Genomic DNA, 26,830 nt, shown 5'->3' on the forward strand with positions numbered 1-26,830 from the left:
GAGGACTCCTCCGTGCTGACCGGAACACTCGCGGACTACGCGGCGAGCACGAGCTACGACGCGTTGCCCGGCCCGATCCGCGAGCGCGCGAAGCTCGTCATCCTCGACGAGCTGGCCAGCGCCTACTTCGGCGCCGGCTGCCGGGCAGGCCGGCTGGCCGCCGGCTACGTCACCGGCCAGACGGCCGCCGCTGACGCGCTCGTGCTGCGGACAGGGCGCCGCTCGTCCGCCGAGCTGGCTGCCCTGGCCAACGGCACGGCGGGCCACGCCGACGAGATCGACGGCGCCCACGTCGTCGGCGGGCACCCGGGCGCCACGCTGGTCCACGCGGCGACGGCGGTCGCCCAGCTGCGGCGCAGCTCAGGTGCCGAGCTGGTCAACGCCGTGGTGCTGGGCTACGACGTCGGCACCCGGCTGATCGACGCCTGCGGCGGCACGTTCCGCCTCAAGGACGAGTTCCACCTGCACGCGGACTTCCTGCACGCGGTCGGCGCGGCCGTGGCGTGCGGCCGCCTGCTGGGTCTCGACCCGCGCGGGATGGCGAACGCGATGGCCCTGGCGACGTTCCGGGCCAACGGGCTGTGCGCGTTGTTCCGCGAGGACGACCACATCAGCAAGGCGTTCTGCAACGGCCAGTACGCGTCGGCCGGGGTCGGTGCTGCGCTCATGGCGGAGTCCGGGCTGGAGGGTGTCGCGGACGTCATCGGCGAACGCCACGGACTCCTGGACGCCTGGGGAGTCGAGGACGGCCGCGACCGGGTCGTCCGTGGTCTGGGTACCGAGTTCGGCATCAGCGGCGCCAACTTCAAGTTCCTGCGTGCGGGCTACCCGATCCACGCGGCCGTCGAGGCGGCACTGGCCATTGTGGACGACCACGGCGTCACGTGGGACACGGTGGAGTCGGTGGAGGTCGGCATGCCGGGCCACGCGCGGCGGGTGGTCGATGGGCGGACCATGCACAACATCTGCCTGCAGGACATGCTCGCCGTCGCGCTCGTGCACGGCGGAATCAGCCTGTCCGGAGCACATTTCCCCGAGATCGAGGCGGATCCCGCGTTCGCTCGGGTGCGGGAGCGGATCACCCTCCGCACGGATCCCGATCTCGACCGCGAGCAGCCGAACGGCCGTGGCGCGGTCGTCACGATCACTTCGACCGATGGGACGACGGCGACCCGGCGCGTGGACCACCCGCGCGGGCACAGCCTGCGGAGTGAGCCGACCTGGCAGGACCTGGCGGCGAAGTGGCGTGATGCCCTGCCCGGGGTCGACACCGACGCTTGGATCGACTCCGCGGCGCGCCTGGAGGACATCGACGACGTCGGAAAGTTCGCCGCGCAGTTCGCCTGATTTCTGCTCAGCGCGACGACGCGCTGTGTGGGTCCGGCAGGGAATACGCAGGTGCCGATCGCGCACCACGCATGCGAGATCCCCCACGTCGCTGCTTTACCCTGCCGGTTCGGCTTCGCGCCTCGGGCGCCCCGTGCGCCTGTTGAGGGGGATTGACCACAGGATGGCGCACAGCCTGCCAGGCCTCAACGGACTTTCGCGGAACCCGACCTGGCGGTGCTCTGCGTGGGGATCGAACTATCCCTTGAGCAGGGCTCGGGCCATCACGACGCGCTGGATCTGGTTCGTGCCTTCGTAGATCTGGGTGATCTTGGCATCCCGCATCATTCGCTCCAGCGGAAAGTCCCGCGTATACCCGTACCCGCCAAGCAACTGGACCGCATCAGTGGTCAAGCGCATCGCGACATCCGACGCATAGCACTTGGCTGCCGCGCCGAAGAACGAAAGGTCGTCGTCACCGCGTTCGGACTTCGCCGCCGCCGCGTACACCATCTGCCGCGCGGTCTCGACCGCCATCGCCATGTCCGCGAGCATGAACTGGATGCCCTGGAACTCCGCGATCTGCTTGCCGAACTGCTTGCGCTCCTTCACGTACGTCACCGCGTGGTCGAGCGCGCCCTGCGCAATACCGACCGCCTGGGCGGCGATCGTCACCCGGGTGTGGTCCAGCGTCCGCAGCGCGATCTTCAACCCCTCGCCGGGCGCCCCCACCAGCCGGTCGCCGGGGATTCGCACCTGGTCGAACAGCAGCTCGCGCGTCGGCGAGCCCTTCACGCCCAGCTTCTTCTCCTTGGCACCGAAGGAGAAACCGGCATCCGACTTCTCGACCACGAACGCGCTGATGTTCGACCCGCGCTTCCTCTCGGGGTCGGTCACCGCGAGCACCGTGTAGTAATCGGAAATCCCGGCGTTGCTGATCCAGGACTTCTGCCCGTTGAGAACCCAGTCGTCACCGTCGGCGGTGGCGCGGCAGCGCATCGACGCCGTGTCCGAGCCGGCGTCACGCTCCGACAGTGCGTAGGAGAACGCGGCCTCGCCACGCGCGAGCGGCGTGAGGTACTTGGTCTTCAAAGCGGCGTCGCCCGCGAGCATCAGCGGCAGGCTGCCGAGCTTGTTCACCGCCGGGATCAGTGACGACGACGCGCACACGCGGGCGACCTCTTCGATCACGATGCAGGTCGCGAGGGCGTCGGCGCCCGCGCCGCCGTACTCCTCGGGGACGTGCGGCGCGTGGAAGTCGGACGCCACCAGCGCGTCGTAAGACGCCTTCGGGAACTCCTCGCGCTCGTCGGCTTCGGCGGCGTAGGGCGCGATGCGCTCCTCGGCCACCGCGCGGACGGCTTCCCGGATGGCCTCGTGGTCTTCGGTGGTGGTGAACAGGTCGAAGGTCATGAAATTCGCTCTTTCAGGCGTAGGTGTAGAAGCCGCGGCCGGTCTTGCGGCCGAGCAGGCCGGCGTCGACCATGCGGGCGAGCAGCGGCGGCGGGGCGTAGAGCGGCTCCTTGAACTCCTCGTACAGCGACTCGGCGACCGCCTTCGTCGTGTCGAGGCCGATCAGGTCCGCGAGGGCGAGCGGGCCCTGCGGGTGCGCCGCGCCGCGCACCAGGCCCTCGTCGATGGCCTCACGGCTGGCGAAGCCGGACTCGAGCATCCGGATCGCCGCCAGGACGAAGGGGATCAGCAACGCGTTGACGACGAACCCGGCGCGGTCCTTGCACAGGATCGCCTGCTTGCCCAGCGCGTCCTGCGCGAACGTCCGCGCCCGGTCGACCGTGCTGTCCGCGGTCAGCAGACTGGGCACCAGCTCGACCAGGGGGAGGACCGGCACCGGGTTGAAGAAGTGCACGCCGATGACCTGGGCCGGACGCTGGGTCGCGGTGCCGAGCTTCATGATCGGGATCGACGACGTGTTCGACGCCAGGATCGCGTCCGGCGCGGTCACGATCTTGTCGAGCTGGGTGAACAGCTCCGTCTTGACCTGCTCGTTCTCGACGATCGCTTCGACGACCAGGGTTCGGTCGGCCAGGTCGTCCAGGGTCTCGCTCACCTTGATCCGCCCCAGGACCTCGGCGGCATCCGGGATCTTGCCCTTCCTCTCCGCCCGGGCCAGCGAGCTTTCGAGGCGCCCGCGTCCGGCGGCCGCGGCGGCCGGGTCCGACTCGACGACCACCACGTCGAGGCCCGCCCGAGCGCTCACCTCGGTGATCCCCGCCCCCATCTGCCCGCACCCGACCACGCCGACGCGTTCCATCTCCGCCACCTCTCTGAGACTCAGTACCATGATTACGGTACTGAGTACCGGCGAGTAGGTGCGGGGATATGACGATCGCCACGCCTTAGGCTGAGCCGCGACGGGAGGAGGGCGATGTCCGCGAAGGAGCGCCTGATCGAGGCGGCGTTCGAGCTGTTCGCCGAACGCGGTTACGACCAGACCACGGTCGACGACATCACCGACCGCGCCGGCGTCGGCCGCACGACGTTCTTCCGCGCGTTCCGGGCCAAGGAGGACGTGATCTTCCCCGATCACGAGGTCCTGCTCGGCGCCATCGAGGCCCGGCTGTCCGGCTCGACGCCGCGCACGGCGCTGCTCGCCGTGACCGAGGCGTCCCGGCTCGTCCTGCAGCACTACCTCGCCGAGGGGGAGCGGGCCCGCACCCGCTACCGGCTGACCAGCAGCGTCCCGGCGCTGCGCGACCGCGAGATCGCGGGAGTCCAGCAGTACCAGCGCCTCTTCCGCGGTTTCCTGCACCGCTGGATGGGCGACGGCGAAGAGACCGCGCTGCGGGCCGAGCTGATGGCCGGAGCGGTCGTGACCGCGCACAACCACGTCCTGCGGCGATGGCTGCGCGGGCAGACCGGCGCGCCGGAGCAGGAGTTCGACGCCGCGATGGCCGAGACCGTCGCCCTGTTCACCCGGTCCGACGGCGACGAAAGCTCCCTTGTGGTCTTCCGGACGAAGAAGGACCTCGGTGCTTTGCTGCCTGAGTTGCAGGAGCTGCTCGGACCGGGGGACGTCAAGTCCTGAGCGACGCCAGCTCCTCGGGAGTCAAGTCGACGTCCGCCGCTTCGACCAGCTGCACCAAGTGCGCGGGGCGGCCGGTACCCACGATGGGGATGACAGCGGCCGGAAGGGAAGTCAGCCACGCGACCACGACCTGCGGCACGGTGAGACCCCGGTTGCCGGCGACGCGCCGGAACGCGGGCAACTCGGCGGCCAGTCGACTTGCGACCGACTTGCCGCCGAGCGGCGAGTACGCGAGGTACGGAATGCCCTCCCGCGCGCAGTACGCGAGCATGTCGTCGTCCGGCGCCAGTGGGGAGTAGTGGTTCTGGACCGCGTCGATCGTGGTGATCGTGCGCGCCTTCTCGAGTTGGGCCACCGTCACGTTGCACAGTCCGACGTACCGGACTTTGCCCTCCTCGCGCAGTGCGGCCAGTTCCGCGACGCTGTCTTCGACCACTGTGGACGGATCGTCCGCGCGGTGGAGCTGGAACAGGTCGAGGGTATCCCTGCCCAGCGTCCGGAGGCTTTGCTCGCAGTCCCGGCGCAACGCGGTGGGGGAGTTGTCGACGAGGAAGTCCGCCGGGCCGGCGCGGAAATGGCCGCCCTTGGTCGCGACGAAGACCTTGTCCCCGTCCGGATGCGCCGCCAGTGCCTCGCCGATCAGCCATTCGTTGTGGGAAGGGTGGTCGACGGTCGTGTACGCCCGGGCTGTGTCCACGAGCGTCACGCCGTGGTCGATCGCCGAGTGGATGGTGGCGATCGCGCCGTCGACGTCGGGTTCGTCCGCCAGGGACCAGCCCGCGCCGCCGAGCGCGATCCTGCTCACCGGCGTTCCACCGATCGAGGTGTGCCGCATCAAGCCTCCCTGAGGGAACTGCCGCGGTAGGTCGAGGCGCGCACGACCAGCTCCGGCGTGAAAGTCACCTGCCGGTGTTCGTGCATCGGGTCGGTGGTCTCCTCCAGCAGCAGCTCGGCGGCGGTGCGCCCGAGCTGACGGCGGGGCTGACGGACCGACGTGAGGGGGACGGTGGCGGCCGCGGCGAACTCGATGTCGTCGTAGCCGACGATGGCCAGGTCGTCGGGGACGCGTAGGCCCAGGGCCGCGCACGCTTGGAGCAGACCGAGCGCCAGCAGGTCGTTGGCGCAGAACGCCGCGGTCGGCCGGGTCGCGGCGGGCAGGCCCGCCAGGCGCTGCCCGGCGTTGCCGCCGTCCGCCACGGCCATCTGCGACGTCGTGAGGTCGACGAGGTGGTCCGGGCCGAGGCCTGCGGCCCGCAAGGCCCGTAGTGCCCCCTCGCGGCGTTCGCGCACCTGGCCGATCTCCAGCTCCCCGCCGACGAAGGCGATGCGCTGGTGGCCCTGGTCCAGGAGATGGCGGACCGCGATCTCGCCGCCGACCACGTCGTCGACGGCCACCGAGCAGTGCCTGTCGGAGTCCGGCGTCCGGTCGACGATCACCAGTGGCGTGCCCCGGCGCGCGATCTCGTCGAGTTGCGGGGAGCCGGGATCGATCGGGGTGATCAGGATGCCCTGCACCTGCTGTTGTTCCAGCCGGCGGAGGTAGGCGGCTTCGCGCGCGGCGAGATTGCTGCTGTTGCAGAGGAAGAGCGGAAGGTCCGCTTCGTCCGCGACGTCTTCCATGCCGCCGGCGACGTCGGTGAAGAACGGGTTGCGGCCATCGAGCATCACGTACGCCCACACCCGGCTGTGTCCCATCCGGAGGTGCCGCGCCGTCTCGTTGCGGACGAACCGCAGCTCGGCCATCGTGGCTTCGACCTTCGCCCGGGTCGCGCGGCTGACCTGGTCCGGCCGGTTCAGCACGTTGGACACCGTGCCGACCGAAACCCCGGCCGCCGCGGCGACGTCCTTCATACCGGCCGCCCGGGCGCCCTCCGGCCTGGTCCCGTCGACACCTTTCACCGTCATCGAGATCCCCTCGTCGAGACGTCGCAAGTGATTGGACCTAGTCTATGAAATCGTTTCACCACTGCGTCGGGGCTGGTCGTTGACTTCCTGTTCTGGGCCATAGTAGCGTCACCGCACCAGGTGTTGAAACCTTTTAATCCGGAGGACGCGATGAGGCGGCAGGATCCGGGTCGGTGTCGGAGCTCGCCCAGCGGCGGCACGGCCACTCGCACGTCTTCGACGGTGCCTGCGCGGTGCCGCCGCGGCAGCTGACCGAGCGGTAGCGGTGTCCGGGTCTCGGCACGCGAAGCCTTCGAGCGCGGGTGACGTCGCCCGTCCGCGGCGGTCCGGCGCCGGCGCGGGGCTGTCGTACGACGGTCGACGTGCTTGTCGCCCACCGCAAGGACTCGCTGTTTCCCGGCACCGGCAAGAAGGCGGTGGACCGGTGAACGCTGTGCTCGAGCGCGAGGAGCTGGCCTTGCTGGCTCTGTTCGCGGAAGGCTTGCCGCTGGACATCGTCGCGCGGCGGCTGGAGCTGTCCGACCGGACGGTCCGACGGCGGATGCGGTCGATCTGCGATCGGCTCGGCCTGGCCACCCCCATCCAGGCCGTGGTGTGGGCCGTACGGCGCGGGTTGGTCTGAGCGGCGGCAAAGTGCGTCCGAATTCGGACAACCCCTTGTCTCCCAGGTAACACACTCGTAGCCTCACGACGAGGTAAAACGATTCATCACCGAATCCGGGCCGCTTCTCGCGGTCCGCTCCGGGAGCTGCGGTGCGCCGAGGAAATTGCGTTCCCGCCGCTCACTTTGCGGATGAATCGTTTCAGCTCGCTCTGTGAGCAGGCACCCAGCCTCGTCTGAAAGGACGCCGGATGAACCGCCGGAGCCTCGTTCTCACCGTCCTCGCCGCGCTGGCACTGGCGTCCGGATCGACGGTGGCGACCGCCGCACCAGGAGCCGGTCCGACCTTTCTGCGGACGGAGAACCTCGTCGATCCGCTCGGCATCGACGTCGCCAAGCCGCTGCTCAGCTGGCTTCCGGGACGAGACCAAGCCGCCTACGAGATCCGCGCGACCCTCGATTCGGGACGCGATCTCTGGGACAGCGGCAAGGTGCGATCGGCCGACACGGCGAACGTCGCGTACGGCGGCCCGGCGCTGCAGGCCCGCGACCACGTCCGGTGGCGGGTCCGCACCTGGGACACCGCCGGGCGCGTCTCGCCGTGGAGCGCGCAGTCCAGCTGGGAGATGGGACTGCTGTCCGCGGCTGACTGGTCGGCCCGCTGGATCGAAAACCCGTCTTACAGCTACACCCAGCCCGACGGCAAGGAAACCCCGCTGCCGGTGTTCGGCAAGGCGTTCCCCGTCCGCGGACCGGTCAAGCAGGCGCGCCTCTACACGACCGGCCTCGGCATGTACGCCGCCACGCTCAACGGCCGCGCGGTGGGCGACGCCGTGCTCGAGCCGGGCCAGACCACCTACTCCGCCGAGGTCGACTACCGCACCTATGACCTCACCCGAGCCCTGCGGCCGGGGACGAACACGCTCGGCCTGCAGACCGGCAGCGGCACCTACCAGCGGGTGAAGACCCCCGGCCGGTACTTCTTCGGCGGCGGCCTCGAGCAGTACACCGTCTACGGCGAGCCGAAGGTCATCGCCCAGCTCGAGATCACCTACCAGGACGGGCGCCGTGACGTCGTCTCCAGCGACGGCACCTGGCGCACCACGCTCGGGCCGACCACCTTCTCGTCGTGGTGGAGCGGCGAGGAGTACGACGCCCGCCGCGAGAACACCGTCGCGGGGTGGCCGCAGGCGAGCGTCGTCAAGCTGACGCAGACCACCACGCCGAAGGACACCACCCCGCTGCGCGCGAACCCGCGTCCGCCGATCACCGTCGCGGAAACCATGCGCCCCACCGGGATCCGCAAGCTGGCCGACGGCTCCTACATCCTCGACTTCGGCGCCAACCGGTCCGGCTGGCCCAGCCTCTCGGTCACCGGACGCGGCGGCGACACCATCACCATGATCCCGGCGGAAAAGCTCGCCGCCGACGGCACCCTGGACATCGCCAGCACCGGCGCGAAACCCGGCGACCAGATCGCCTACCGCTACACCCTTTCCGGGCGCGGGCTCGAGAAGTGGCATCCGCAGTTCACCTACAGCGGGTTCCGGTACCTCCAGGTGAGCGGGCTGCGCTCGGCGCCCGCCAAGGACACCGTGACCATGGACGTCATCTACGCGGCGAACCCGAGCGCGAGCACCTTCACCTCCTCCAACGACGTGCTCAACCAGATTCACGCCATCACCGAGCGTTCGATCCAGAGCAACATGATGTCGGTCCTGACCGACTGCCCGGACCGCGAGAAGGGCCCCTACACCGGCGACAACCTGCACAACATCGACGCGCTGCTCACCGACTACGACATGTCGGCCTACCAGCCGCAGCTCGTGCGCAACATGGCCACCGCTCAACGCCGGCCGGGGGACGAGTTCCCGGGCCTGATCGCGAACATCGCGCCGGAGTTCCACCGCGTCGCCCCCGTCAAGCTGCAGTACCCGCAGGGCACCATCGAGTTCCTCGACGAGGTCAACTGGGGCGGCGCGATCATCCGCATCCCGTGGCAGCTCTACCAGACCTACGGCGACAGCCGGACGATGGCGACCTACTACGACAACATGGTGGCCTGGCTGGACTACGAGGCCGCGAACAAGGCCGCCAACAACGGCGACATTCCGGGACTGGGGGACTGGTCCGCCACGGACAACACGACGCCGATGCAGCTGGCCATCATCGCCGGCTACTACACCGCCGCTCACGACATGGCCGCGATCGCGCAGGTGCTCGGCAAGGGCGCCGACCACATCAAGTACACCGCCCTGGCCGCCCAGCTCGCGTCCGAGTTCACGACCCGCTTCCGCCACGTCGACGGCAACGGCGTCTTCTACGGCAGCGACAGCGAAACCTCCAACGCCATGGCCCTCGACGCAGGCCTCGTCGCCCCGGCCGACCGCTCTGCCGTGCTCGACCGCCTCGTCGCGTCAGTGCGCAAGGCCGGCAACCACATCACCACCGGCTCGGTCGGGCTGGGCGCGCTCTTTCGGGCGCTGGAAGCCGGGAACCGCAACGACGTCCTCTACGACATGGTCGTCAACCCGACCTCGCCGGGCTACGGCTACCTGATCGCCGGCGGCCACACGACGTTGTCCGAAAGCCTCGACGGCGGCGGCTCGCAGAACCACCACTTCCTCGGCGAGGTCGACGCGTGGTTCGTCCGCGGGGTGGCCGGCATCCAGCAGGCACCCGGCTCGGTCGGGTACCGAAACCTGACTATCGCTCCCGCCGTCGTCGGCGATCTCACGCACGCCTCGGGCAGCTACAAGACACCGCTGGGCACCGTCACCAGCAGCTGGACGAAGTCCGCGCACGGGTTCCGGCTGGAGATCACCGTGCCGCCCGGCGCCACCGCAACCGTGCACCTCCCCGGCAGCCCGGCCGCGCACGTCGTCAGCTCCGGCAAGCACACCTTCACGACGTCGATCTGATCGCCCCGCCTCGAGAAGGAGGTCCGATGGTGGACTCAGGAATGACCCGCAGAGCGATGATCGGCGGGTCGCTGGCCGTGATCGCCGGGATGAGCATGCCCTTTCCGGCACTTGCGCTCGGCGCGCCGGCCGAGGCGGTGACCCGCTACGGCAGGGTGCGCGGGAAACGCGAGGACGGGATCGTGAAGTTCCTCGGCGTGCCCTACGCCACGCCGCCACTCGGCGAGCTGCGGTTCAAGGCTCCGAAGCCGCTCGAACCCTGGCACGGCGTGCGCGACGCGGTGAACTTCCCCAACCCGGCGTTCCAGGTGGCGGGTGGCGAGATGGGCCCGAACGGCAACGGCCGGATGCCGGCACCCTCCGAAGACTGCCTCTACCTCAACATCTGGACCCCCGCCGCGGACGGCAAGCGGCGGCCGGTGATGTTCTACAACCACGGCGGCGGCTACATGATCGGCTCCGGTTCCGCCACGGGACAGGACGGCTCGCATCTGGCGCAGCTCTACGACGTGGTGGTGGTCGAGTCCAACCACCGGCTCGGCCTGCTGGGCTACTTGTTCCTCGGTGATCTCGCCGGCCGTGACTACGCCGCCAACCAGGGGATGCTGGACATCCTCGCGGCGCTGCGCTGGACCAGGGAGAACATCGGCAACTTCGGGGGCGACCCCGACAACATCATGGTCTGGGGCGAGAGCGGTGGCGGGGCCAAGACCGCGGCCGTCTACACCATGCCGGCCGCCGCGCGACTGTTCCACAAAGCCTCGATCGAGAGCGCCGCGCCACTGCGCTTCCCGACCCGCGACGGCGCCACCGCCCGGGCCAGGCGCACACTCGAGCTCTTGGGACTGTCCACAGCGCACATTCCCGAGCTGCACGAGATTCCGGCCGCGAGGCTGCTCGAGATCCAGCAGTCCGAAGCCGCGAACGGTGTTGCGCCCTGGGGTGACCCCGACCCGCTCCCCGGCTTCGGCGCCTTCGTCGACGGCACCGTCATCCCGCGGCACCCGTTCGCCGATGGCGTCGCGTCCTTCTCGGCCGGCAAGCCGCTGATGTGCGGCACCTGTCGCGACGAGATGGTGTTCTTCAGCCTCTTCGGGCCGCCCGACATCTTCCGCATCGACGAGGCCGGCCTGCGCCGTGAGCTCAGCACGACCTATCAGGGCGCGGAGCTCGACCGGATCATCGCGACCTTCCACGAATCGCGGCCCGACGCGACACCGGCCCAGCTCTACTTCGCGATCACCACCTCGCCGATCTGGCGCGACTCGATCAAGATCGCGGAGGCCAAGGCGGCGCAGCACGCCGCGCCTGTGTTCATGTACCAGCTCGCCTACGAGAACCCGACCCTGGTGCCCGGCACCGATTTCCCGATCGGCTCGCCCCACGCGTCGGACATCCCCCTCAAGTTCGCCAACACCGGCAAAGATCTGCCGGGCCAGTTCGCGACTGCTCAGCACATGAGCGAACTGTGGGCGGGCTTCGCACACCACGGCCGTCCCACTGCGAGGGGCGTGCCGGCCTGGCCCGCCTATACGCCGAAGAACCGGTCCACGATGTGGCTCGACGCCGACTGCAAGATCGTCGACGACCCGGACAAGAGCGAAAGGCTGTTCTGGAAGAACCACGCCTGAGGCCCCTCTCCGCCGCGATCCGATCCCATCCGCACAAAGGAGTGTTCAGATGGATGTCACCCGTCGGTCGATGTTGAAGTGGTCGGGAGCGGGGGTGGCCGCGGCGGGCGTCGTGGCCGTGACGCCCACCGGCTTGGCGGAAGGCGCGCCGCTGGGCGGTGCGCTCGCTGCCGCACCCGCTGTGTCCGCGGAGTCGCAGGCGGCCGTCAAACGGGCTCGCCAGCTGGTGTCCCGGATGACGCTCGACGAGAAGATCGTTTACTGCCATGGCATTCCCGCCACGAGAGGCTTCACCGGCCACATCCCGGCCAACACCAGGCTCGGCATCCCGGCGCTGCGGCTGGCCGACGGGCCCAGCGGGGTCGGCAACGGCTCCGTCGGCGTCACGCAGTGGCCGGACTCCAAGGCGCTCGCCGCCACCTGGAACCCCGGCACCGCAACGGACTACGGCAAGGCTTACGGCGCCGAGCAGGCCGCCAAGGGCCACAACGTCGCGTTGGCGCCCTGCATCAACATCCTGCGGCTGCCACACTGGGGCCGGTCGTTCGAGACCTACACCGAAGACCCCTTCCTGAACGGGCAGCTCGCCGCGGCGACCATCCGCGGCATCCAGGCCAACCACGTCATGTCGACGGTGAAGCACTTCGCGGCCAACAACCAGGAGATCCTGCGCAACTCGATCGACGTCGTCGTGTCCGAGCGCGCCTTGCAGGAGATCTACTTCCCGGGGTTCCGCGCCGCGGTGCAGCAGGGCGGGAGCGGCGCCGTCATGACCTCCTACAACAAGGTCAACGGGACGTGGGCGCACGAGAACCGGCTCGACGTGCAGGACACCCTGCGCGACGCGTGGGGCTACGACGGCTGGGTAATGTCGGACTGGGGTGGCACCCACAGCACCGTCCAGACCGCCAAAGCCGGCTCGGACACCGAGATGCCGGGCGGCACCTACCTCGGTGACGCGCTCAAGGCGGCGGTGCAGAACGGCAGCGTCAGCGAAGCACAGCTGGACACCATGGTGACCCAGGTCCTGACGCCGATGATCCGCGTCGGGCTGTTCGACCACCCCCTGCCCGATCCGGCCACGGTCGTCGACACGGTGGTTTCCACCCCGGCGCACCTCGACCTGGCGCGCCGCATCGGCGTCGAAGGCAGTGTGCTGCTCAAGAACGACGGTGTCCTGCCGCTGGCCCGTCCGCGCGGCATCGCGGTCATCGGCGACGCCGCCGACGCGGGAGCCCAGACCCACGGCGGCGGCTCCGGCAGCGTCACGTCCAACGGCCCGGTCGTGACTCCGCTGGCGGGGATTCGCGCGCGAGCCGGGTCGATCCCGGTGACGTACGCGCGGGGCACGCTCGGGATCGCGGCGTTGCCGGTCGTCCCGGCATCGGCGTTCGGCGCCGGACTGACGGTCACGTACTACGCGTCCACGGATCTGACGGGCGACCCGCTGGGCACGGAGACCATCCCGAACCTGAACGTCACCGCGGTACCGGCAGCGGTAGCGAGCCAGACGGACGGGTGGTCGGCGCGCTACACCGGTACTTTCCACACCGACGCGGCCGCGTACCGGTTCAGCCTCACCGCGGGTGGGCTGACCACGGTGAGCATCGACGGCAAGGTCGTGCTCACCTACCTGCCCGGGCGGGAATCCGTCCGGAACGGGTTCGTCACGCTGACCGCGGGCGACCACGCCATCGAAGTCACCTACGTCTCGGGTGCGCCCGCCAGCGGACGCGCGCCGCGCGTGTCTCTGGTGCTCGGCTCCCAGGCCGGGTACGACCGACTGCACCGGGAGGCGGCTGCCGCGGCACGCGCGGCGGACGTGGCCGTCGTGGTCCTCGCCGACGTCACCAGCGAGGGCATGGACCGCTCGACGCTGGCGTTGCCGGCCGACCAGAACGATCTCGTCGCGGCCGTGGCCGCGGCCAACCCCCGGACGGTGGTCGTGCTCAACACCTCGGGCGCGGTGCTGATGCCGTGGCTCGGGAAGGTGAAGGGCGTCATCGCGAACTGGTACGCGGGGCAGGAGCAGGGCAACGCGGTCGCGGCGATGCTGTTCGGCGACGCGGAGCCGGGCGGCCGGCTCCCGGAGACGTTCCCGGCGTCGGATCAGCAGGGCCCGGCGAAGACGGGCGTCGAGTTCCCCGGCGACGGAGTGCACGTCTTCTACGACGAGGGTCTGACCATCGGGTACCGCTGGTACCAGCACACCGGCGAGAAGCCGCTGTTCCCGTTCGGGTTCGGGTTGTCGTACACGACCTTCCGGCTCGGTGATCTTCGGGTGTCCCGGACGCCGGATGGGTTGCGTGCTCAGGCTTCGGTCATCAACACCGGCCGCCGAGTCGGTTCGGAGGTCGTCCAGCTCTACGTCGCGGCTCCGGACGCGGCGCAGGAGCCTGCTCAGCAGCTCAAGGCGTTCGCGAAGGTGGGATTGAAGCCTGGTCAGAGCACGACGGTGACACTCGAGGTGCCGCGAGACGAACTTGCGGTCTGGTTGAACTCGGGTACCGGGTGGACCGTGGTACCGGGGGACTACACGGTCGGGGTGGGTACCTCGTCGGCGGATCTCCCGCTCCGGAGTCGCATCACGCTGTCCTGACCAGGTCTGCCCGGCCGCGCTGCTTCCCTCAGCTGTCCGGGGAGCGCGCGGCTTCGCCGGGGATCGACGCGTGGGCGTTCCAGCTGGCCAGCAGCCTGATCGCGTCGTGTTCCGGTGAGCCGGGCGGCGGGGTGAAGACGGTCAGGACCTGGTCCCCGGCTGCGTCGACCGTGAGGTTCTCGAACGGCAGGGTGAGTTCGCCGAGCAGGGGGTGCCGGAAGGTCTTGGTGCCCGCCCGGTGCGTCTTGACGTCGTGGGCGGCCCAACGGACGCGGAAGGCCTGGCTGCGGGTCGAGAGCCGGCCGATGAGGGCGATCAGGGCCGGGTCGTTTGGGCGCCGGCCCGCCTCGATGCGCAGGATGGACACGGTGTCGTCGGCGATGCGTTCCCACTCGGGGAACAGGTGCCGGGCGGCGGGCTCCTCCAGGAACAGGAAGTGCGCCGAGTTCACCGGGCCGTCATGGTCGAACATCGGCCCGTACAGGGCGCGTCCGAGGTCGTTGACGGCGAGCACGTCGAGCCGGCTGCTGAACACGACGGCCGGGAGGTGCTCGATCGAGTCCAGCAGCACCCGGATCCCGGGCCGGACGCCGTCCTTGACGGCCGTCGCGCGGCGCTTGCGGGCCTCGGGGGTGAGCGCCGCGAGCAACCGATCGAGGTGGGCGCGTTCGTCGTCGTCGAGACGCAGCACGGACGCGACGGACTCGACGACCCCGGCCGAGGGACCGGTGGCCTGGCCGCGCTCGAGCCGGATGTAGTACTCCGGGCTGACCCCGGCCAGCAACGCCACTTCCTCGCGCCGCAGGCCCTTCACCCGGCGCCGGGTCCCGGTCGTCGGCAGGCCCGCGTCGCCCGGGGTGATCCGGTCGCGGCGCGTGCTGAGGAACTCGCGGACCGCCGCGCGCGCTGCCTCCTTCTCGTCCATGACATCGAGCGTAGACGGCCGCCCGGCCCCTAAAGGGTCACTGCGAGTACCTCTTTCGGCAGGTCCTGTCTCAGCTGTTTCACACAGCGTCTCCTGGAGTCACCACCACCGACGAAGGAGCTAGTTGATGAAGCACGCTTCCCTGGGCGCCCTGGAGGTGTCCCGGATCGGGCTGGGCGCCATGACCATGGCCGGGACCTACACCTCCGGCGGCGGCCTGGACGACGCCGAGTCGATCCGCACCATCCACCGCGCGCTGGAGCTGGGTGTCACCCACATCGACACCGCCGAGATCTACGGCCCGTTCCACAGCGAGGAGGTCGTCGGGAAGGCCATCGCCGGTCGTCGCGACGAGGTCGTCATCGCGACGAAGTTCGGTTTGGTCTCGCACTCCGGTGGCGGGCCCGGCACCGTCGACAGCGGCGCGGCGAACGTGAAGGCCGCGGTCGAGGGCTCGCTGAAGCGGCTGGGCACCGACCGGATCGACCTCTACTACCAGCACCGGGTCGACCGGGCCACTCCGATCGAGGAGACCGTGGGCGCGCTGGCCGAGCTGGTCGCCGAGGGCAAGGTCCGGCACATCGGGCTGTCCGAGGCGTCGCCGGAGACGATTCGCCGCGCCCACGCGGTGCATCCGCTGGCGGCGCTGCAGACCGAGTACTCGCTGTGGACCCGTGACCCCGAAGCCGAGCTCCTGCCGCTGCTGCGCGGTCTTGGTATCGGGTTCGTGCCCTACTCGCCGCTGGGGCACGGGTTCCTCACCGGGCAGCTGCGCTCGCCCGCCGACATTCCCGACGACGACTGGCGCAAGACCAACCCGCGGTTCGTCGGGGAGGCCTTCACCCGGAACTTGCGGCTGGTGGACGAGGTCCGAGCGATCGGGAACGAGGCCGGCGCCACACCGGCGCAGGTCGCCTTGGCCTGGCTGCTGGCCCAGGGCGGCGACATCGCTCCCATCCCCGGCACTCGGCGGGTCGCTCGTGTCGAGGAGAACACCGCCGCCGACGCCGTCGTCCTCACCGCCGACCAGCTCGCGCGGCTCGACCGGCTGACACCCGCCGTCGGGGCCCGCCACGACGACGCGAACATGGCCGCCATCGACCGCTGAACAGACCGAGGGGGCGCCGGATCGATCGGCGCCCCCTCGGGAACTCGGCCGGGCGTGGCTACCTTCCGCCGTAGACGACAGCATCACGCCAGGGCGTCAGCGTCACCGGCCCGCGAAGGCCGTACGGCTGGCTCGCCGTCGACCTCTTGTCGTACTTCGACACCGCGTTGCGCAACGTCGTCCGCACCGTGATCTGGACGGTGTTCGTCCCAGGATGCAGCCGGCGGCCGATGTCCCACTGCAGACCATCGGTGACCTGGGTGCCGACCACCTGCCCGTTGACCGAGATGTCGGCCGTCCCGTCGACGTGCCCGAGATCCAGCAGGACGCCTCCCGAAGCGCGCCAGCCGTCGGGCAGCGTGGTCGTCGCCGTGTAGGTGCCGACTCCGGACTCACCGTTGAGCTCGGTGATGTCCCGCCAGTCCTTCAGCCGGAACTGCTGGAACTGCGAGTCACCGAGACCACTCGGCACCGACACCGTCGCGCCACCGGACGGATTCACCGTCTTGACCGACAGCGACCACGGGCTCCACACCTCGATGACCGATGGCCGCGACGACGGCGGCCCGGACAGCGGCCGGTCGTCGCTGGGGACCTCGGCGGTGACGTCGATCGTGCGGCCGTTGGACAGCCGGAACGTCTGCGTGCCCGACTCGGTGGCCCGGAAGACGATCTTCCCGCCGCTGATGGCCAGCTGACCGTCCTCGGGCGCTGTGTCGCCGACGACGTGCACCGCGGGCCGGGCGTCCTTGTCGATCGCGATCACCTTGCCCTCGCCACCCTGCAACGTCATCGGCAACGCCGTACGCCCGTTTCCGGTCGTGTACTGGGCAAGCGACGAGATCGAGCCGTCCCACAGGTTCATCTCGGACGGCACGCCCTGGACCCCGAAGGACGGCGTGAACGTCACCGGGTGGTCGCTCGGGTTGTACAAGTACGCGTACGCCCCGCCCTTCACGTCCCGCCACTGGGACAGGACCTGCGTGCCGCCGGACGCGACCCGAGGGGCGAGACCGAGCCGCTTCAACGCACCCGCGACGTCGTTCTGCGACGCCACCCGTGCGACCGAAGGCTGCTTCAGCGTCTCGGCGACGCTGTTCCTGACATCGGCATCACCACGGCCGCCTGAAGCGAAAGTCGTGTCGTGGTCGGGCAAAGCGCCGACGAACACGACCCGGACCCCGGCCTGGGCGGCACGCAGGATCGCGGCAGCCGCGTCATGGCCGATCGACCGCTGATCGACCACCAGCGCGTGGTAACCACTGGTGCCCGGGAACAGCTCACCGTTGGCCGGACGGGAATCCCGCGCCAGCCCCTGCGGGTCGAGGTACTCGACGGAGAAGCCCTGCTCCTCGAGCCTCTGAGCGTCGAACGGCGACTGGCTCCCGCGCGGGGACAGGAACGAGTCGCTGTAGACCGCGACATCGGTCTTCGCCGTCCCGGTCTCCAGCACGCTGGTCCCCCGGGCGAAGTAGCCGTTGAGCGTGGCCCAGCTCGACCACTGCGGGAAGTTCTTGTCGTTCCAGCTGTCGGTGACCGTCTCGCCGAAGCGCGTCGTGCCCGGCCACGCCGCGCCGGCGGTTTGGAGCGCGAAGCCGTGGATGAACGGCTGGGACACGCCCGCGGCCCACTCCTTGCCCATCAGATCACGGTAGTTGTCGAGGTTCATGCTGTAGGCGGGCTTGAAGAACGCGCCGAGCTCGACGCTCAGCAGATCTCCGCCCGCCTGGTGCACACCGGACGCGATCGTCTGCTGGAACGCCAGGGAGTTCCGCCACGCCGGGTCGTCCGTCGAGATGGGGAGGTTCTCGCCGGCGTCGAGAGACTCCGTTTCCGAACGAGCCCCGAAGCTCTGCAGGGAACGGAAACTGCGGATCGGCTCCAGGTCCTGCAGGTAGGCGGCCTGGGCCTTGTACTGCATGCCGTACTGCTTCGCCCAGTCCTGGAACACCTGCAGGTGGTTGCCGATGTACAGATCGGTCAGCGTCTCGTAGTAGTCGTGGCGGATCTTGCCCGCCGAACCGTCGGACAACGCGAAGTCGGGGTTCGGTTCCTTCGGCGGGACCGGGAAGTCCGACTCACCCTGGACGAACATCATCGGCAGGTACTTGGCCATGTCGTAGCCGCGGCGACCGCGGAACTCGGCTTGCATCTTCGGAGTCCAGAAGATGGACGTGGCGTGCAGCTCGAGGGAGTCCTCGAACAGGTCCGCGCCCGCCTTCCGCAGCTTCGGAGCGTTGTCCTGGCCGATCTGGATCCGGTCGAGGTCCTGGGCGGCCTTGCGTGAGGCATCGGCGTCGAGGGGGTTGGTGTAGTTGCCCTTGTTCTCGCGAGACCAGAAGGCGAACAGGTCCCAGTTGCCGCCACCCGGGGCGCGCCACGTGAGGTTGCCGTCCTTCACCTGGGCGGTCAGGTCGGTCAGCGACGAGGGATCGAGCACGGTCGACTTCGCCGGTGGCTGCCCGGGTGTCGTGACGTCGGGGCCGGCGTCGACCACCCGGGCCGCGGTAACCGCGACGAGCTTCCGGGCCTGCGGCTGCTGGGCCGCGTCGATCGGCGGCGTGACGGCACCGGAGAAGCTTTGCCCACCGGGCAGGTGGACGCGGCCGTACTGCAGCTCCTGAGAGGCGAAACCTGATCCGGCGCCGGTGCCCGGGGTCTGCACCGGCCAGGCAGCGCCCATGGTCATCGAGATCTTGATGCCGAGCTGGGCGGCCTTGTCCAGGACGTGGCCGAGGATGGCGCGCTGGTCGTCGGTGGCCCACGCGCCGGCGGAGAAGGCGATCTCGATCTCGCCGAACCCGGCGTCGGTGATCACTTGAAGCTCGCGCTGCGCTTCGGTGTCGTCGAGGGGTTTCTGCCACCACCAGCGCATGGCCGGCTTGAATCGAGTGTCCGGGTGCGCGAACTGCGCGGGGGAGAGGCCGCCGGCCGGCGGTTGCAGGGAGTCGATTCCGGCTGACGTGCCGGAACCCTGTTCCGCGCCGGCCGCGGGAACCACGGTCACCACGGCCAGGACGGAAATCCCGGCGGTCACGAGCGACGCCAGGCGTCTTCTCGGTGTTGCGGACAAGAACATTTCACACCTCCGTTTCAGTGCTGGGCCACGGTGATCCGGTAGGTGCCGCCCGGCACGGTCAAGGTCGTGGATCCGTTGGACGACTTGAGGTTGCGGCCGTTCACGGTGACCACCGAGCCTCGACCGACGGGGACCGTGATGGTTCCCGAGGTGTTCGGGGGCGCCTGCACGGTGAGCGTGAACCGCCCGGAGTGCGGATCGTTGGTCCACTGTGTCTTGATGGTTCCGTAGGCGGTCGGGACGGCACCGGCGGCCGAGCGCACCGTGCCGGGATTCGGCGCGATGCTCCAGGTCCGGTAGCCGGCGCCGACCGGCTTGACCCCGAGAAGCTGCTCGGTCAGCTGAACGGACGGCGACGCGGCCCAGCCGTGCGCGAGGCTGGCCGTCGCGCGGTTGACGGTGCCGGTGCTGTTCTTGAACTCCCAGAACGCGCCCGTGTAGAGCGGGTTCCGCTGGTCGACCATGGGACCCCAGGTGCGCCGTATGAGGTCCAGTGCCCCGGCGACGTCACCGGTGGTGAACCGGCCGGCCGTCTCCATGCCGTTGCCGAACGGCTCGATGGTGTGCCCGGTCGGGTCCTGCAGGCCGGGGCCCATGATGGCGCCGTAGGGCGTCCAGAGCGTCTTCAGCGCGGCGAGGACGCTCGCCTGCCGTTCGGGCGCGACGAATCCGTACTGGAGTGCGAGGGCGTTGGCGTCTTCGACGAGAACGTTCGGATTGGTGCTGCTCTGCCCGTACGCGCCCAGCGCCGGGTTCCAGAGCTTGCCGGTGACAGCAGTCTTGATCGCGTCGGCCTTGGCGTCGTAGCCGTTCGCCAGATCCGGAGACCCGACGGTGCGCTCGAGCCACGACATCTCACGCAGGACGATGTAGTAGTCGATGCTGTACTTGGTGACTTCCCCGGTCTGCGTCGCCTGCCAGTAGTCGCGGTCGTTGGAGACGACGAGGTTGTCGGTGTTGAGGAAGCTGTTGTTGTAGGCAAGTTCCCTGCGCAGCGCGGGTAGTGCGGCGGTGATGTAGGCCGTGTCGCCGGTGTAGCGGTAGTAGTCGACGAAGGCGCGGAGCCCGTAGCCGGAGTAGTTGTTGGAGTAGAAGAGCGGCGAGCCCGCGGGGTTGGTGCGCTTCGAGAAGTCCGGCGAACCGGGGAACGCCCCGTCAGCGCGCTGGGTCGCCAGCAGCGTGTCGAGTGAGGACTTCACGTAGGGCGCCCCGGCGTTGCCGAGGCTGGTCAGCAGGGTGGGAATCTGGACCAGGAGGTCACCGGTCCAGATGCTGCGGTCGCGCTTCGCGCCGTCGTAGATCCGCGCGTCCGGGAGGCCGTTGAGGCCGGGCATTTTGAGGTTCATCTGCAGCGTGTAGGCGCCGGAGTACCACATCTTGTTGAGCTGGTCGTCGCTGGAGAGGAACCAGCCCTGGTAATCGGCCGGGGTGGCGCGGAAGGCCTGGAAGTTCACGCCCAGGCCGGAGAGGCTGATGCTGCCGGGGGAGGAGACGGTGAGCAGCGCGAACCGGAAGCCGCCGTGGAAACCGCCGGTCAGCCGCCCGGCCGCGGTGGGCTGGAAGGTGTCCGGCCCGCCGACGCCGGCGAGGCCGCGGGACTCGTCCGAACTCGGGGCGCCCGGCGACGACGAGACGGTGGTTCCCACCGGAAGGTCGGCGGACAGCGCGGGCGTGACCGTCACGGTGCGGGCCGTGGTGTCGAAGGCGGTGATGGTGCGCGTGACCGGCTTGCTTCCCGCGGTCGTGAACGTGATCGTGTTCCCGGCCTCGAGGTTCGCCGCGGAAGCCAGCGGGATCTGCGCCGACCCGCTGGGGACCGCCGCCGAGACGGTCGTCGCGGCCGGCGTGCGGATGTACTGGCGCGCTTCGGCGGTGAACAGGGTGACGGTGGGGGAGCCGGTGACCCGGGTGAGGTCGAGGTACGGCGTGCCGCCGACCTCCTTGCCGAAGTCGAGCAGAACCGAAGCCGGGGTACGGCCCGCCACGGTCGTGAGCGTGGTCGCCGGCCCATGGGGCCTCAGCAGGGACTCGGGATGGGTGACGTCACCTCGGCCTTCGGCGCGGACCGGGTGGACGTCGGGGGCGGACGGTCCGAGCACATAGGACTTCCAGGCCGAGGTGTCCGGCCCGCGCGACCCGATCTGGAACGCTTGTCCGGGCGTGGCGGCGAGGACGGTGGTGATGGCAGCGAGCACTCCGACGGTCGCCAGTCGGCGCAGTCGGGCTGCTCCCGCAGTGGTGAATCGTTTCAATTCCTGTGCCTCTCTCCTCGTCGAGCGGAGGTCTTCGGAGGGTGCGGCCGGGGACGCGGGCCAGGGGGAAATCTTGGGGACGCGCCGGGGCCGCGGGCAAGCGTTTGTCCGATACCGGACGCGCACGCGGCGTCCGCCCAGGTCAGCGGGCGGACCCGGATTCACGCGTCTGCACTAACATGAACCGCAGAGGTCCACGGCGTCGCGAGAGGAAGTCGGCTGAACAGGGTCACGATTCGCGACGTCGCCGAGCTGGCGAGGGTCTCGCCGGCGTCGGTGTCGAACTACTTCCACAAGCCGCGCAAGCTGTCCGACAGCACCCGGCAGCGGATCCAGCAGGCCGTGGACGCTCTCGGGTTCGTGCCGAACGACGCCGCCCGCACCCTCCGGACCGGCGTGAGCCCGGTGATCGGCTACATCGCCTTCGAGCTGGCCGGGGCCACCACGCCCGAGATCGCCGCGGCCATCGAGCAACGGGTGTCGGCCGAAGGCATGTACATGCTGATGGCGAACGACACCGGATCCGAGCAACGTGAGCGCAGCTACCTGCAGCTGTTCGCCAAGCAGCAGGTCAGTGGAGTCATCATCGCCCCGGTCGGCAACGTCGAGGCCGAGCTGGCCCGGATGCGCTCCTTCGGCATCTCGAGCGTCCTGAGTGCCCGCCGCGCCGAATCGCCCGAGCAAGCATCGGTGTCGATCGACCACGTCGCCGGCGGCAAGCTGGCCGCGACCCACCTGATCGAGCAGGGTCGCAAGCGCATCGGGTTCGTCTCCTCCTCGCTCGAGCTGAAGCAGGTGGCCGACCGGCTCAACGGCGCGCTGTCGGCGATCCACTCGGCGCCCGGCGTCACCCTGGAAGTCATCCCGGTGCCCGAGCGCTCGGTCGAGGCCGGCATCGCCTGCGCCGACGCGATCGCGAGCAGGCCGGCCGCGGCGCGCCCGGACGCGTTGTTCTGCGCGAACGACCTGCTGGCCATCGGGGTTGTCCAGGCCTTCGTGTCGTCGAAGGTCGTCAGCGTGCCGGCCGACATCGCCGTGGTCGGTTACGACGACATCGAGTTCGCCCGGTCCACGATCGTGCCGCTCACCACCATCCGGACCCCGCACGCGGAGCTCGGCACCGCGGTCGCCGACCTGCTCTTCGCCGAGATCGACGCGCTCGGCTCGGCCGCCGGCCGCGACGGCGTGGCCCTGCCCCGCCCGCAGATCGAGTTCTCTCCTGAGCTGGTGGTCCGGGCCTCGACCGTCCGGCAGTGATCTTCTCGCCGGTGGTGGTGGCGCCGACCGTGTTATTAAATCGTTTTACCTCAGTCGACTGGTGGTCTTGACGGTCATGGGAGTTCATGTGATTGGATGCCTCCGCCGTCAGAGGTAAAACGTGTTACCACTGGTGGCATGCTGCTTCGACGGTGAAGGAGACCTCATGGCCGAGAACGCCACCGTGCTGCACCGCAGACACTGGATGCTCGCGATCGCCGCGGGCATGGCCTCGCTGCTGGATTCGGGTGCGATCATCTCCGTCGGCCTGGGCCTGGCGCTCTGGAAGAAGGCGTTCGACCTCGACGTCTGGACCGTCGGGGTGCTCGGCTCCGCCCTGACCCTCTTCATCGCCGTCGGCTCGCTGGCCGGCGGACGGCTGGCCGACCTGGTGGGCCGCGGGCGGATGTTCTCCCTGACGATCCTGCTGTACGCGGCCGCGGCCGCGGCGATCGCGCTGGCACCGAACGCGTCCGTGCTGGTCGCGGGCGTGATCGTGCTCGGCGTGGCCGCCGGAGCGGACCTGCCGACGTCGCTCGCGGTGCTCTCCGAGCGCGCTCCGGAGGGAACGCAGGGACGGCTCGTCGCCTTCACCCACGTCATGTGGACGGTCGGTGTCGTGGTGGCGACCCTCCTGGGTTTCGCTGTCTCCGGTCTGGGGGTCCCCGGCATCGGCATGATCTTCGGCCTGCTCGCGGTCCTGGCGGTCGCGACCTTCGCCTTCCGGGCGTTCTACCCGCCGTTCCACCGGCTCGAAGAGGAAGCGCTGGCCCGGAACGCGACGGCGGGCATCGACCCCGCCAAGGCCATGCCGCTCGCGACCTTGCTCCGCAACCGGACCTCGCTCGTCCTGATCGCCCTCACCGCGCTCTTCTACCTCTTCTTCACCCTCGTGGCCAACACCTTCGGGTCGTTCAAGACCTACTTCCTCGTCACCGTCGGCGGCACGACGCAGACCGTCGCCACGGGGCTGTCGTTCGGGACGACCCTGATCGGGCTCGTCGGCACGATCGTGTTCACCCGCATCGCGGACACGAAGTGGCGCAGCCGGTTCTTCGCCGCGGGCGTGGTCGTCTTCATCGCCTGCCAGCTGCTCATCGCCGTCACGGGCGGCGTCGTCCTGCCGGCGATGATCGCCGCCCTGGTCCTCTACAACATCGCGTTCCCCTTCATCGGTGAGGCGCTGTACAAGATCTGGACCCAGGAGTCGTTCCCGGTCAACGCCCGCGCGACCGTGCAGGGTTTCACGATCGCGATCGCCCGCTTCCTCGCCGCCGCCTTCGCGCTCGTCACGCCCGCGCTGATCGCGTGGAGCCCAGCCGGCCTGTACTACGTGCTCACCCGCGTTCGCCGTGGTCTCCGGGTTGATCGGCACGGTCATCCTCCGCCGCTTGCGGGCTTCCTCGGGCCCGGGACCGGCCACGCCATCCCGCGCCACGCTCACCAAGGAGGCTCTTCGATGACGAGTGACCCCGTCGTCACCGTCCAAGCCCCCCGCATCGGCTTCGGCGAACCCTTCGTGACCACTTCGGCGCCGAAGCTGTCGTGGAAGACATTGAGCCGGAACAGGAATTGGCTCCAGTCGTGCGCGGAGGTCGAGCTCGTCACCACGGAGGCGCGCGTGACCGCTGCGATCGCGGGGGATGATTCGGTCTTCGTCGCTTGGCCGTTCGATCCCTTGCGGCCGAGGGAGACCGCGGGTGTCCGCGTGCGGGTCATGGGAGCCGACGGGTCGGTTTCCGCATGGAGCGAACCGGCCGAGGTGACTTCGGGCTTCCTCGGTCCGGACGAGTGGTGCGCGCGGTTCGTCGGATCCGGTTCGGACGAACCCCACTTGCTGCGCGCCACGTTCGAGGTGCATGGCGTTGTTCGCCAGGCATTCCTCTACGCGACAGCGTTCGGTGCCTACGACGTCCGCCTCAACGGTGCCGCGGTCGACGACGCGGTGCTGAAGCCCGGCTGGACGAGCTACCAGTGGCGGCTTCCGTACGACGTCAACGACGTGACCGCACATCTGCGCCAGGGCACCAACACCCTCGGCATCGAGCTGGCGGGTGGTTGGTACACCGAGAACTTCGGGTTCCGCGACGCCGCACGCCGGTTCTACGACGGCAATCCCGCCGCGGCGGCCCAGCTGGTGATCGAGTACGAGGACGGCACCAGCGCCACGGTGACCACCGACGAGGGCTGGCGATGGTCACCCGGCCCGGTCGTCGCGGCGAGCATCTACCAGGGCGAGACGTACGACGCGCGGCGCAGCGGCGGCTCCTGGAATCCGGTCGCGCTGGTCGACGTGCCGGACGTGCGGCCGGAACCCCGCTCCAGCCCGCCGGTGCGCGTGATCGAGCGCCGGGCGGTGGCGGACGTGCTGACCACCCCGTCGGGCCGGACGGTGCTCGACTTCGGTCAGAACCTCGTCGGCTGGGTCAGGTTCACCGTCACAGGACCGCGCGGGCACACCATCACTTTGCGCCACGCCGAAGTCCTGGAGCACGGCGAACTCGGCACCCGGCCGCTGCGGAACGCCGAGGCCACAGATCGGTACACCCTCAGCGGCGAAGGCGAGGAGACGTGGGAGCCAACCTGGACGTTCCATGGCTTCCGCTACGTCGAAATCGAAAACTGGCCCGGCGAATTCTCGCCGGCCGCGGTCTCGGCCGCGGTCGTCCACACGGACATGCCGCGCACCGGCGGGTTCGCCACGTCGCACCCGTTGCTGCAGCGCTTCCACGACAACGTGGTGTGGGGGATGCGCGGGAACTTCCTGTCGATCCCGACCGACTGCCCCCAGCGCGACGAACGTCTCGGGTGGACCGGCGACATCCAGGTCTTCGCGCCGACCGCGTCGTTCCTCTACGACTGCGACGCCTTCCTGCGCTCGTGGCTGGAAGATGTCGTTGCCGAGCAGCGAGCGGCCGGCGGTGTGGTCCCGATGGTGGTCCCGGCCGTCATCCCGCAGGTGCCCGGACAGTCGGAGCCGGTCGCGGCCTGGGGCGACGCGATCACCGTCGTGCCCACGGTCCTGCACGAACGTTTCGGGGACCGGGACGCGCTTTGCTTCGAAGCCATGGCGGCCTGGGTGGACACGGTGACGGACCGGACGGATTTGCTGTGGGAGAACGGTGTCCAGTTCGGCGACTGGCTCGACCCGGACGCCCCACCCGACCAGCCGGGCCAGGCCAAGACCGACGCCGGCCTAGTCGCGACGGCCTACTACTTCCGCTCGGCTTCGCTGACCGCGCAGGCTGCTGCACTACTCGGCCGCGAAGAAGAGACGCGCCGGTACGGCGAACTCGCGCAGAGGATCGCGGACGCGTTCCGCAGCACGTACATCACGCCGAACGGCCGGATGATGTCGGACGCGCCGACGGCCTACGCCCTCGCGATCGTCTTCGGTCTTGCGGAAGGCGAGCGGAAAGCCGCGATGGGGGAGCGGCTGCGGCACCTCGTCCGGGCTTACGGCTATCACATCGCCACCGGGTTCGTCGGCACCCCGATCATCTGCGACGCGCTCACGGAGACCGGACACGCCGACGCGGCGTCGCGGCTGCTGGTCCAGACCGAGTGTCCGTCGTGGCTCTACCCGGTGACCATGGGCGCCACCACCATCTGGGAGCGCTGGGACTCGATGCTCGAGGACGGCTCGATCAACCCCGGCCAGATGACGTCGTTCAACCACTACGCGCTCGGTGCGGTCGCCGACTGGCTGCACCGGTGCGTGGCCGGTCTCGCGCCCGCCGAACCCGGTTACCGGCGCATCCGGATCGTCCCGATCCTGCTCGACGCGCTGGACGACGCTTCGGCGTGGCACGAAACGCCGTACGGGCGGGCGTCGGCCGGCTGGTCCCGCGAGGGCGACCTCGTGCGGTTCGACGTCGAGGTCCCGCCGAACACGCGGGCCACGGTCCGGCTGCCGTCCGGCGCGGAACACGAGGTGGGCAGTGGGACGCACACCTGGACGGAGAACCATCCTCGGGCGCGCCGCACGCGGACCGCGTTGGGACTCGACAGCGACCTCGCCACGATCATCGACGATGTCGAGGCGTACGACGCAGTCCTGGCGGCGATCAGCTCGATCGACCCCGGCCGCGCCGCCGCGTTCCGCCGCACCACGCGGTGGACGCCCGGCCGGCGGCTGCGGGACCCGCTGAGCCACACGCCACTCGAAATCGTGGAGGCC

15 protein-coding genes and 1 pseudogene are annotated in these 26,830 nt (G+C 69.7%); 9 read left to right on the forward strand and 7 right to left on the reverse strand.

All coding sequences use genetic code 11. From position 1 onward, the window contains the following. Positions 1 to 12: 12 nt before the first annotated feature. On the forward strand, positions 13 to 1,347 hold the full coding sequence (locus QQ657_RS43910; RefSeq protein ID WP_284748307.1) for an MmgE/PrpD family protein: 1,335 nt from the start codon (positions 13 to 15) through the stop codon (positions 1,345 to 1,347). 237 nt (positions 1,348 to 1,584) lie between these two features. On the opposite strand, the gene QQ657_RS43915 is transcribed toward QQ657_RS43910, so the two are convergent. Further along, positions 1,585 to 2,739, reverse strand: a complete 1,155-nt coding sequence (locus QQ657_RS43915; RefSeq protein ID WP_284748308.1) for an acyl-CoA dehydrogenase family protein — start codon at positions 2,737 to 2,739, stop codon at positions 1,585 to 1,587. Between the two features lie 13 nt (positions 2,740 to 2,752). Then, positions 2,753 to 3,598, reverse strand: a complete 846-nt coding sequence (locus QQ657_RS43920; protein WP_434056841.1) for a 3-hydroxybutyryl-CoA dehydrogenase — start codon at positions 3,596 to 3,598, stop codon at positions 2,753 to 2,755. Between the two features lie 114 nt (positions 3,599 to 3,712). Here QQ657_RS43920 and QQ657_RS43925 point away from each other — a divergent pair, with 114 nt between their 5' ends. Continuing rightward, positions 3,713 to 4,372, forward strand: coding sequence for a TetR/AcrR family transcriptional regulator (locus QQ657_RS43925; RefSeq protein ID WP_284748310.1), 660 nt, complete (start codon positions 3,713 to 3,715; stop codon positions 4,370 to 4,372). Here QQ657_RS43925 and QQ657_RS43930 read toward each other — a convergent pair. Together QQ657_RS43930 and QQ657_RS43935 are read right to left on the reverse strand one after the other, a co-directional pair. Then, complete coding sequence (locus tag QQ657_RS43930) at positions 4,362 to 5,177, reverse strand: aldo/keto reductase (RefSeq protein ID WP_284748311.1); 816 nt, start codon at positions 5,175 to 5,177, stop codon at positions 4,362 to 4,364. The genes QQ657_RS43925 and QQ657_RS43930 overlap by 11 nt on opposite strands. A 29-nt stretch (positions 5,178 to 5,206) precedes the next feature. Next, positions 5,207 to 6,223, reverse strand: a complete 1,017-nt coding sequence (locus tag QQ657_RS43935; protein ID WP_284748338.1) for a LacI family DNA-binding transcriptional regulator — start codon at positions 6,221 to 6,223, stop codon at positions 5,207 to 5,209. A gap of 478 nt (positions 6,224 to 6,701) precedes the next feature. Here QQ657_RS43935 and QQ657_RS43940 point away from each other — a divergent pair, with 478 nt between their 5' ends. From QQ657_RS43940 to QQ657_RS43955, 4 genes are all read left to right on the forward strand, one after another. Then, positions 6,702 to 6,899, forward strand: a complete 198-nt coding sequence (locus QQ657_RS43940) for a LuxR C-terminal-related transcriptional regulator (protein WP_284748312.1) — start codon at positions 6,702 to 6,704, stop codon at positions 6,897 to 6,899. 230 nt (positions 6,900 to 7,129) lie between these two features. Then, positions 7,130 to 9,799 carry an alpha-L-rhamnosidase gene (locus tag QQ657_RS43945; RefSeq protein ID WP_284748313.1) on the forward strand — a complete coding sequence of 890 codons (2,670 nt, stop codon included), beginning with the start codon at positions 7,130 to 7,132 and terminating at the stop codon, positions 9,797 to 9,799. 41 nt (positions 9,800 to 9,840) lie between these two features. After that, the gene (locus tag QQ657_RS43950) at positions 9,841 to 11,430 is read left to right on the forward strand and encodes a carboxylesterase/lipase family protein (protein WP_284748314.1); all 1,590 of its coding nucleotides are present in this window, start codon (positions 9,841 to 9,843) and stop codon (positions 11,428 to 11,430) included. Between the two features lie 49 nt (positions 11,431 to 11,479). Beyond that, positions 11,480 to 14,029: a beta-glucosidase family protein gene (locus tag QQ657_RS43955; RefSeq protein ID WP_284748315.1), complete on the forward strand. Its 2,550-nt coding sequence runs from the start codon at positions 11,480 to 11,482 to the stop codon at positions 14,027 to 14,029. Between the two features lie 28 nt (positions 14,030 to 14,057). On the opposite strand, the gene QQ657_RS43960 is transcribed toward QQ657_RS43955, so the two are convergent. Continuing rightward, a complete protein-coding gene (locus QQ657_RS43960; RefSeq protein ID WP_284748316.1) occupies positions 14,058 to 14,954 on the reverse strand; it encodes a helix-turn-helix transcriptional regulator in 897 nt (298 codons plus the stop codon). Positions 14,955 to 15,081: 127 nt separating this feature from the next. Between QQ657_RS43960 and QQ657_RS43965 the strand changes: the two genes are divergently transcribed. Continuing rightward, positions 15,082 to 16,062, forward strand: a complete 981-nt coding sequence (locus QQ657_RS43965; RefSeq protein ID WP_284748317.1) for an aldo/keto reductase — start codon at positions 15,082 to 15,084, stop codon at positions 16,060 to 16,062. Between the two features lie 58 nt (positions 16,063 to 16,120). Here QQ657_RS43965 and QQ657_RS43970 read toward each other — a convergent pair whose 3' ends face one another. Beyond that, positions 16,121 to 19,141: a glycosyl hydrolase gene (locus QQ657_RS43970; RefSeq protein ID WP_284748318.1), complete on the reverse strand. Its 3,021-nt coding sequence runs from the start codon at positions 19,139 to 19,141 to the stop codon at positions 16,121 to 16,123. Positions 19,142 to 19,155: 14 nt separating this feature from the next. Then, a complete protein-coding gene (locus QQ657_RS43975; RefSeq protein ID WP_284748319.1) occupies positions 19,156 to 21,336 on the reverse strand; it encodes an alpha-L-rhamnosidase C-terminal domain-containing protein in 2,181 nt (726 codons plus the stop codon). 291 nt (positions 21,337 to 21,627) lie between these two features. Here QQ657_RS43975 and QQ657_RS43980 point away from each other — a divergent pair, with 291 nt between their 5' ends. Then, positions 21,628 to 22,650 (forward strand): LacI family DNA-binding transcriptional regulator, encoded by a 1,023-nt coding sequence (locus tag QQ657_RS43980; RefSeq protein WP_284748339.1) that lies wholly within the window; start codon positions 21,628 to 21,630, stop codon positions 22,648 to 22,650. A 226-nt stretch (positions 22,651 to 22,876) separates the two neighbouring features. Then, positions 22,877 to 26,581, forward strand: a pseudogene (locus tag QQ657_RS43985) (family 78 glycoside hydrolase catalytic domain); the annotation flags it as partial. Positions 26,582 to 26,830 lie beyond the last annotated feature (249 nt).

The sequence above is a fragment of the Amycolatopsis ponsaeliensis genome (assembly GCF_030182635.1).
Taxonomy (GTDB): Bacteria; Actinomycetota; Actinomycetes; order Mycobacteriales; family Pseudonocardiaceae; genus Amycolatopsis; species Amycolatopsis ponsaeliensis.

Excerpts from the sequence above, each read along its gene's own strand:
- QQ657_RS43915 (WP_284748308.1), bottom strand. The coding sequence starts at position 2,739 with ATGACCTTCGACCTGTTCACCACCACCGAAGACCACGAGGCCATCCGG.
- QQ657_RS43920 (WP_434056841.1), bottom strand. The coding sequence starts at position 3,598 with ATGGAACGCGTCGGCGTGGTCGGGTGCGGGCAGATGGGGGCGGGGATC.
- QQ657_RS43925 (WP_284748310.1), top strand. The coding sequence starts at position 3,713 with ATGTCCGCGAAGGAGCGCCTGATCGAGGCGGCGTTCGAGCTGTTCGCC.
- QQ657_RS43935 (WP_284748338.1), bottom strand. The coding sequence starts at position 6,223 with ATGAAGGACGTCGCCGCGGCGGCCGGGGTTTCGGTCGGCACGGTGTCC.
- QQ657_RS43965 (WP_284748317.1), top strand. The coding sequence starts at position 15,082 with ATGAAGCACGCTTCCCTGGGCGCCCTGGAGGTGTCCCGGATCGGGCTG.
- QQ657_RS43950 (WP_284748314.1), top strand. The coding sequence starts at position 9,841 with ATGACCCGCAGAGCGATGATCGGCGGGTCGCTGGCCGTGATCGCCGGG.
- QQ657_RS43945 (WP_284748313.1), top strand. The coding sequence starts at position 7,130 with ATGAACCGCCGGAGCCTCGTTCTCACCGTCCTCGCCGCGCTGGCACTG.
- QQ657_RS43960 (WP_284748316.1), bottom strand. The coding sequence starts at position 14,954 with ATGGACGAGAAGGAGGCAGCGCGCGCGGCGGTCCGCGAGTTCCTCAGC.
- QQ657_RS43955 (WP_284748315.1), top strand. The coding sequence starts at position 11,480 with ATGGATGTCACCCGTCGGTCGATGTTGAAGTGGTCGGGAGCGGGGGTG.
- QQ657_RS43970 (WP_284748318.1), bottom strand. The coding sequence starts at position 19,141 with ATGTTCTTGTCCGCAACACCGAGAAGACGCCTGGCGTCGCTCGTGACC.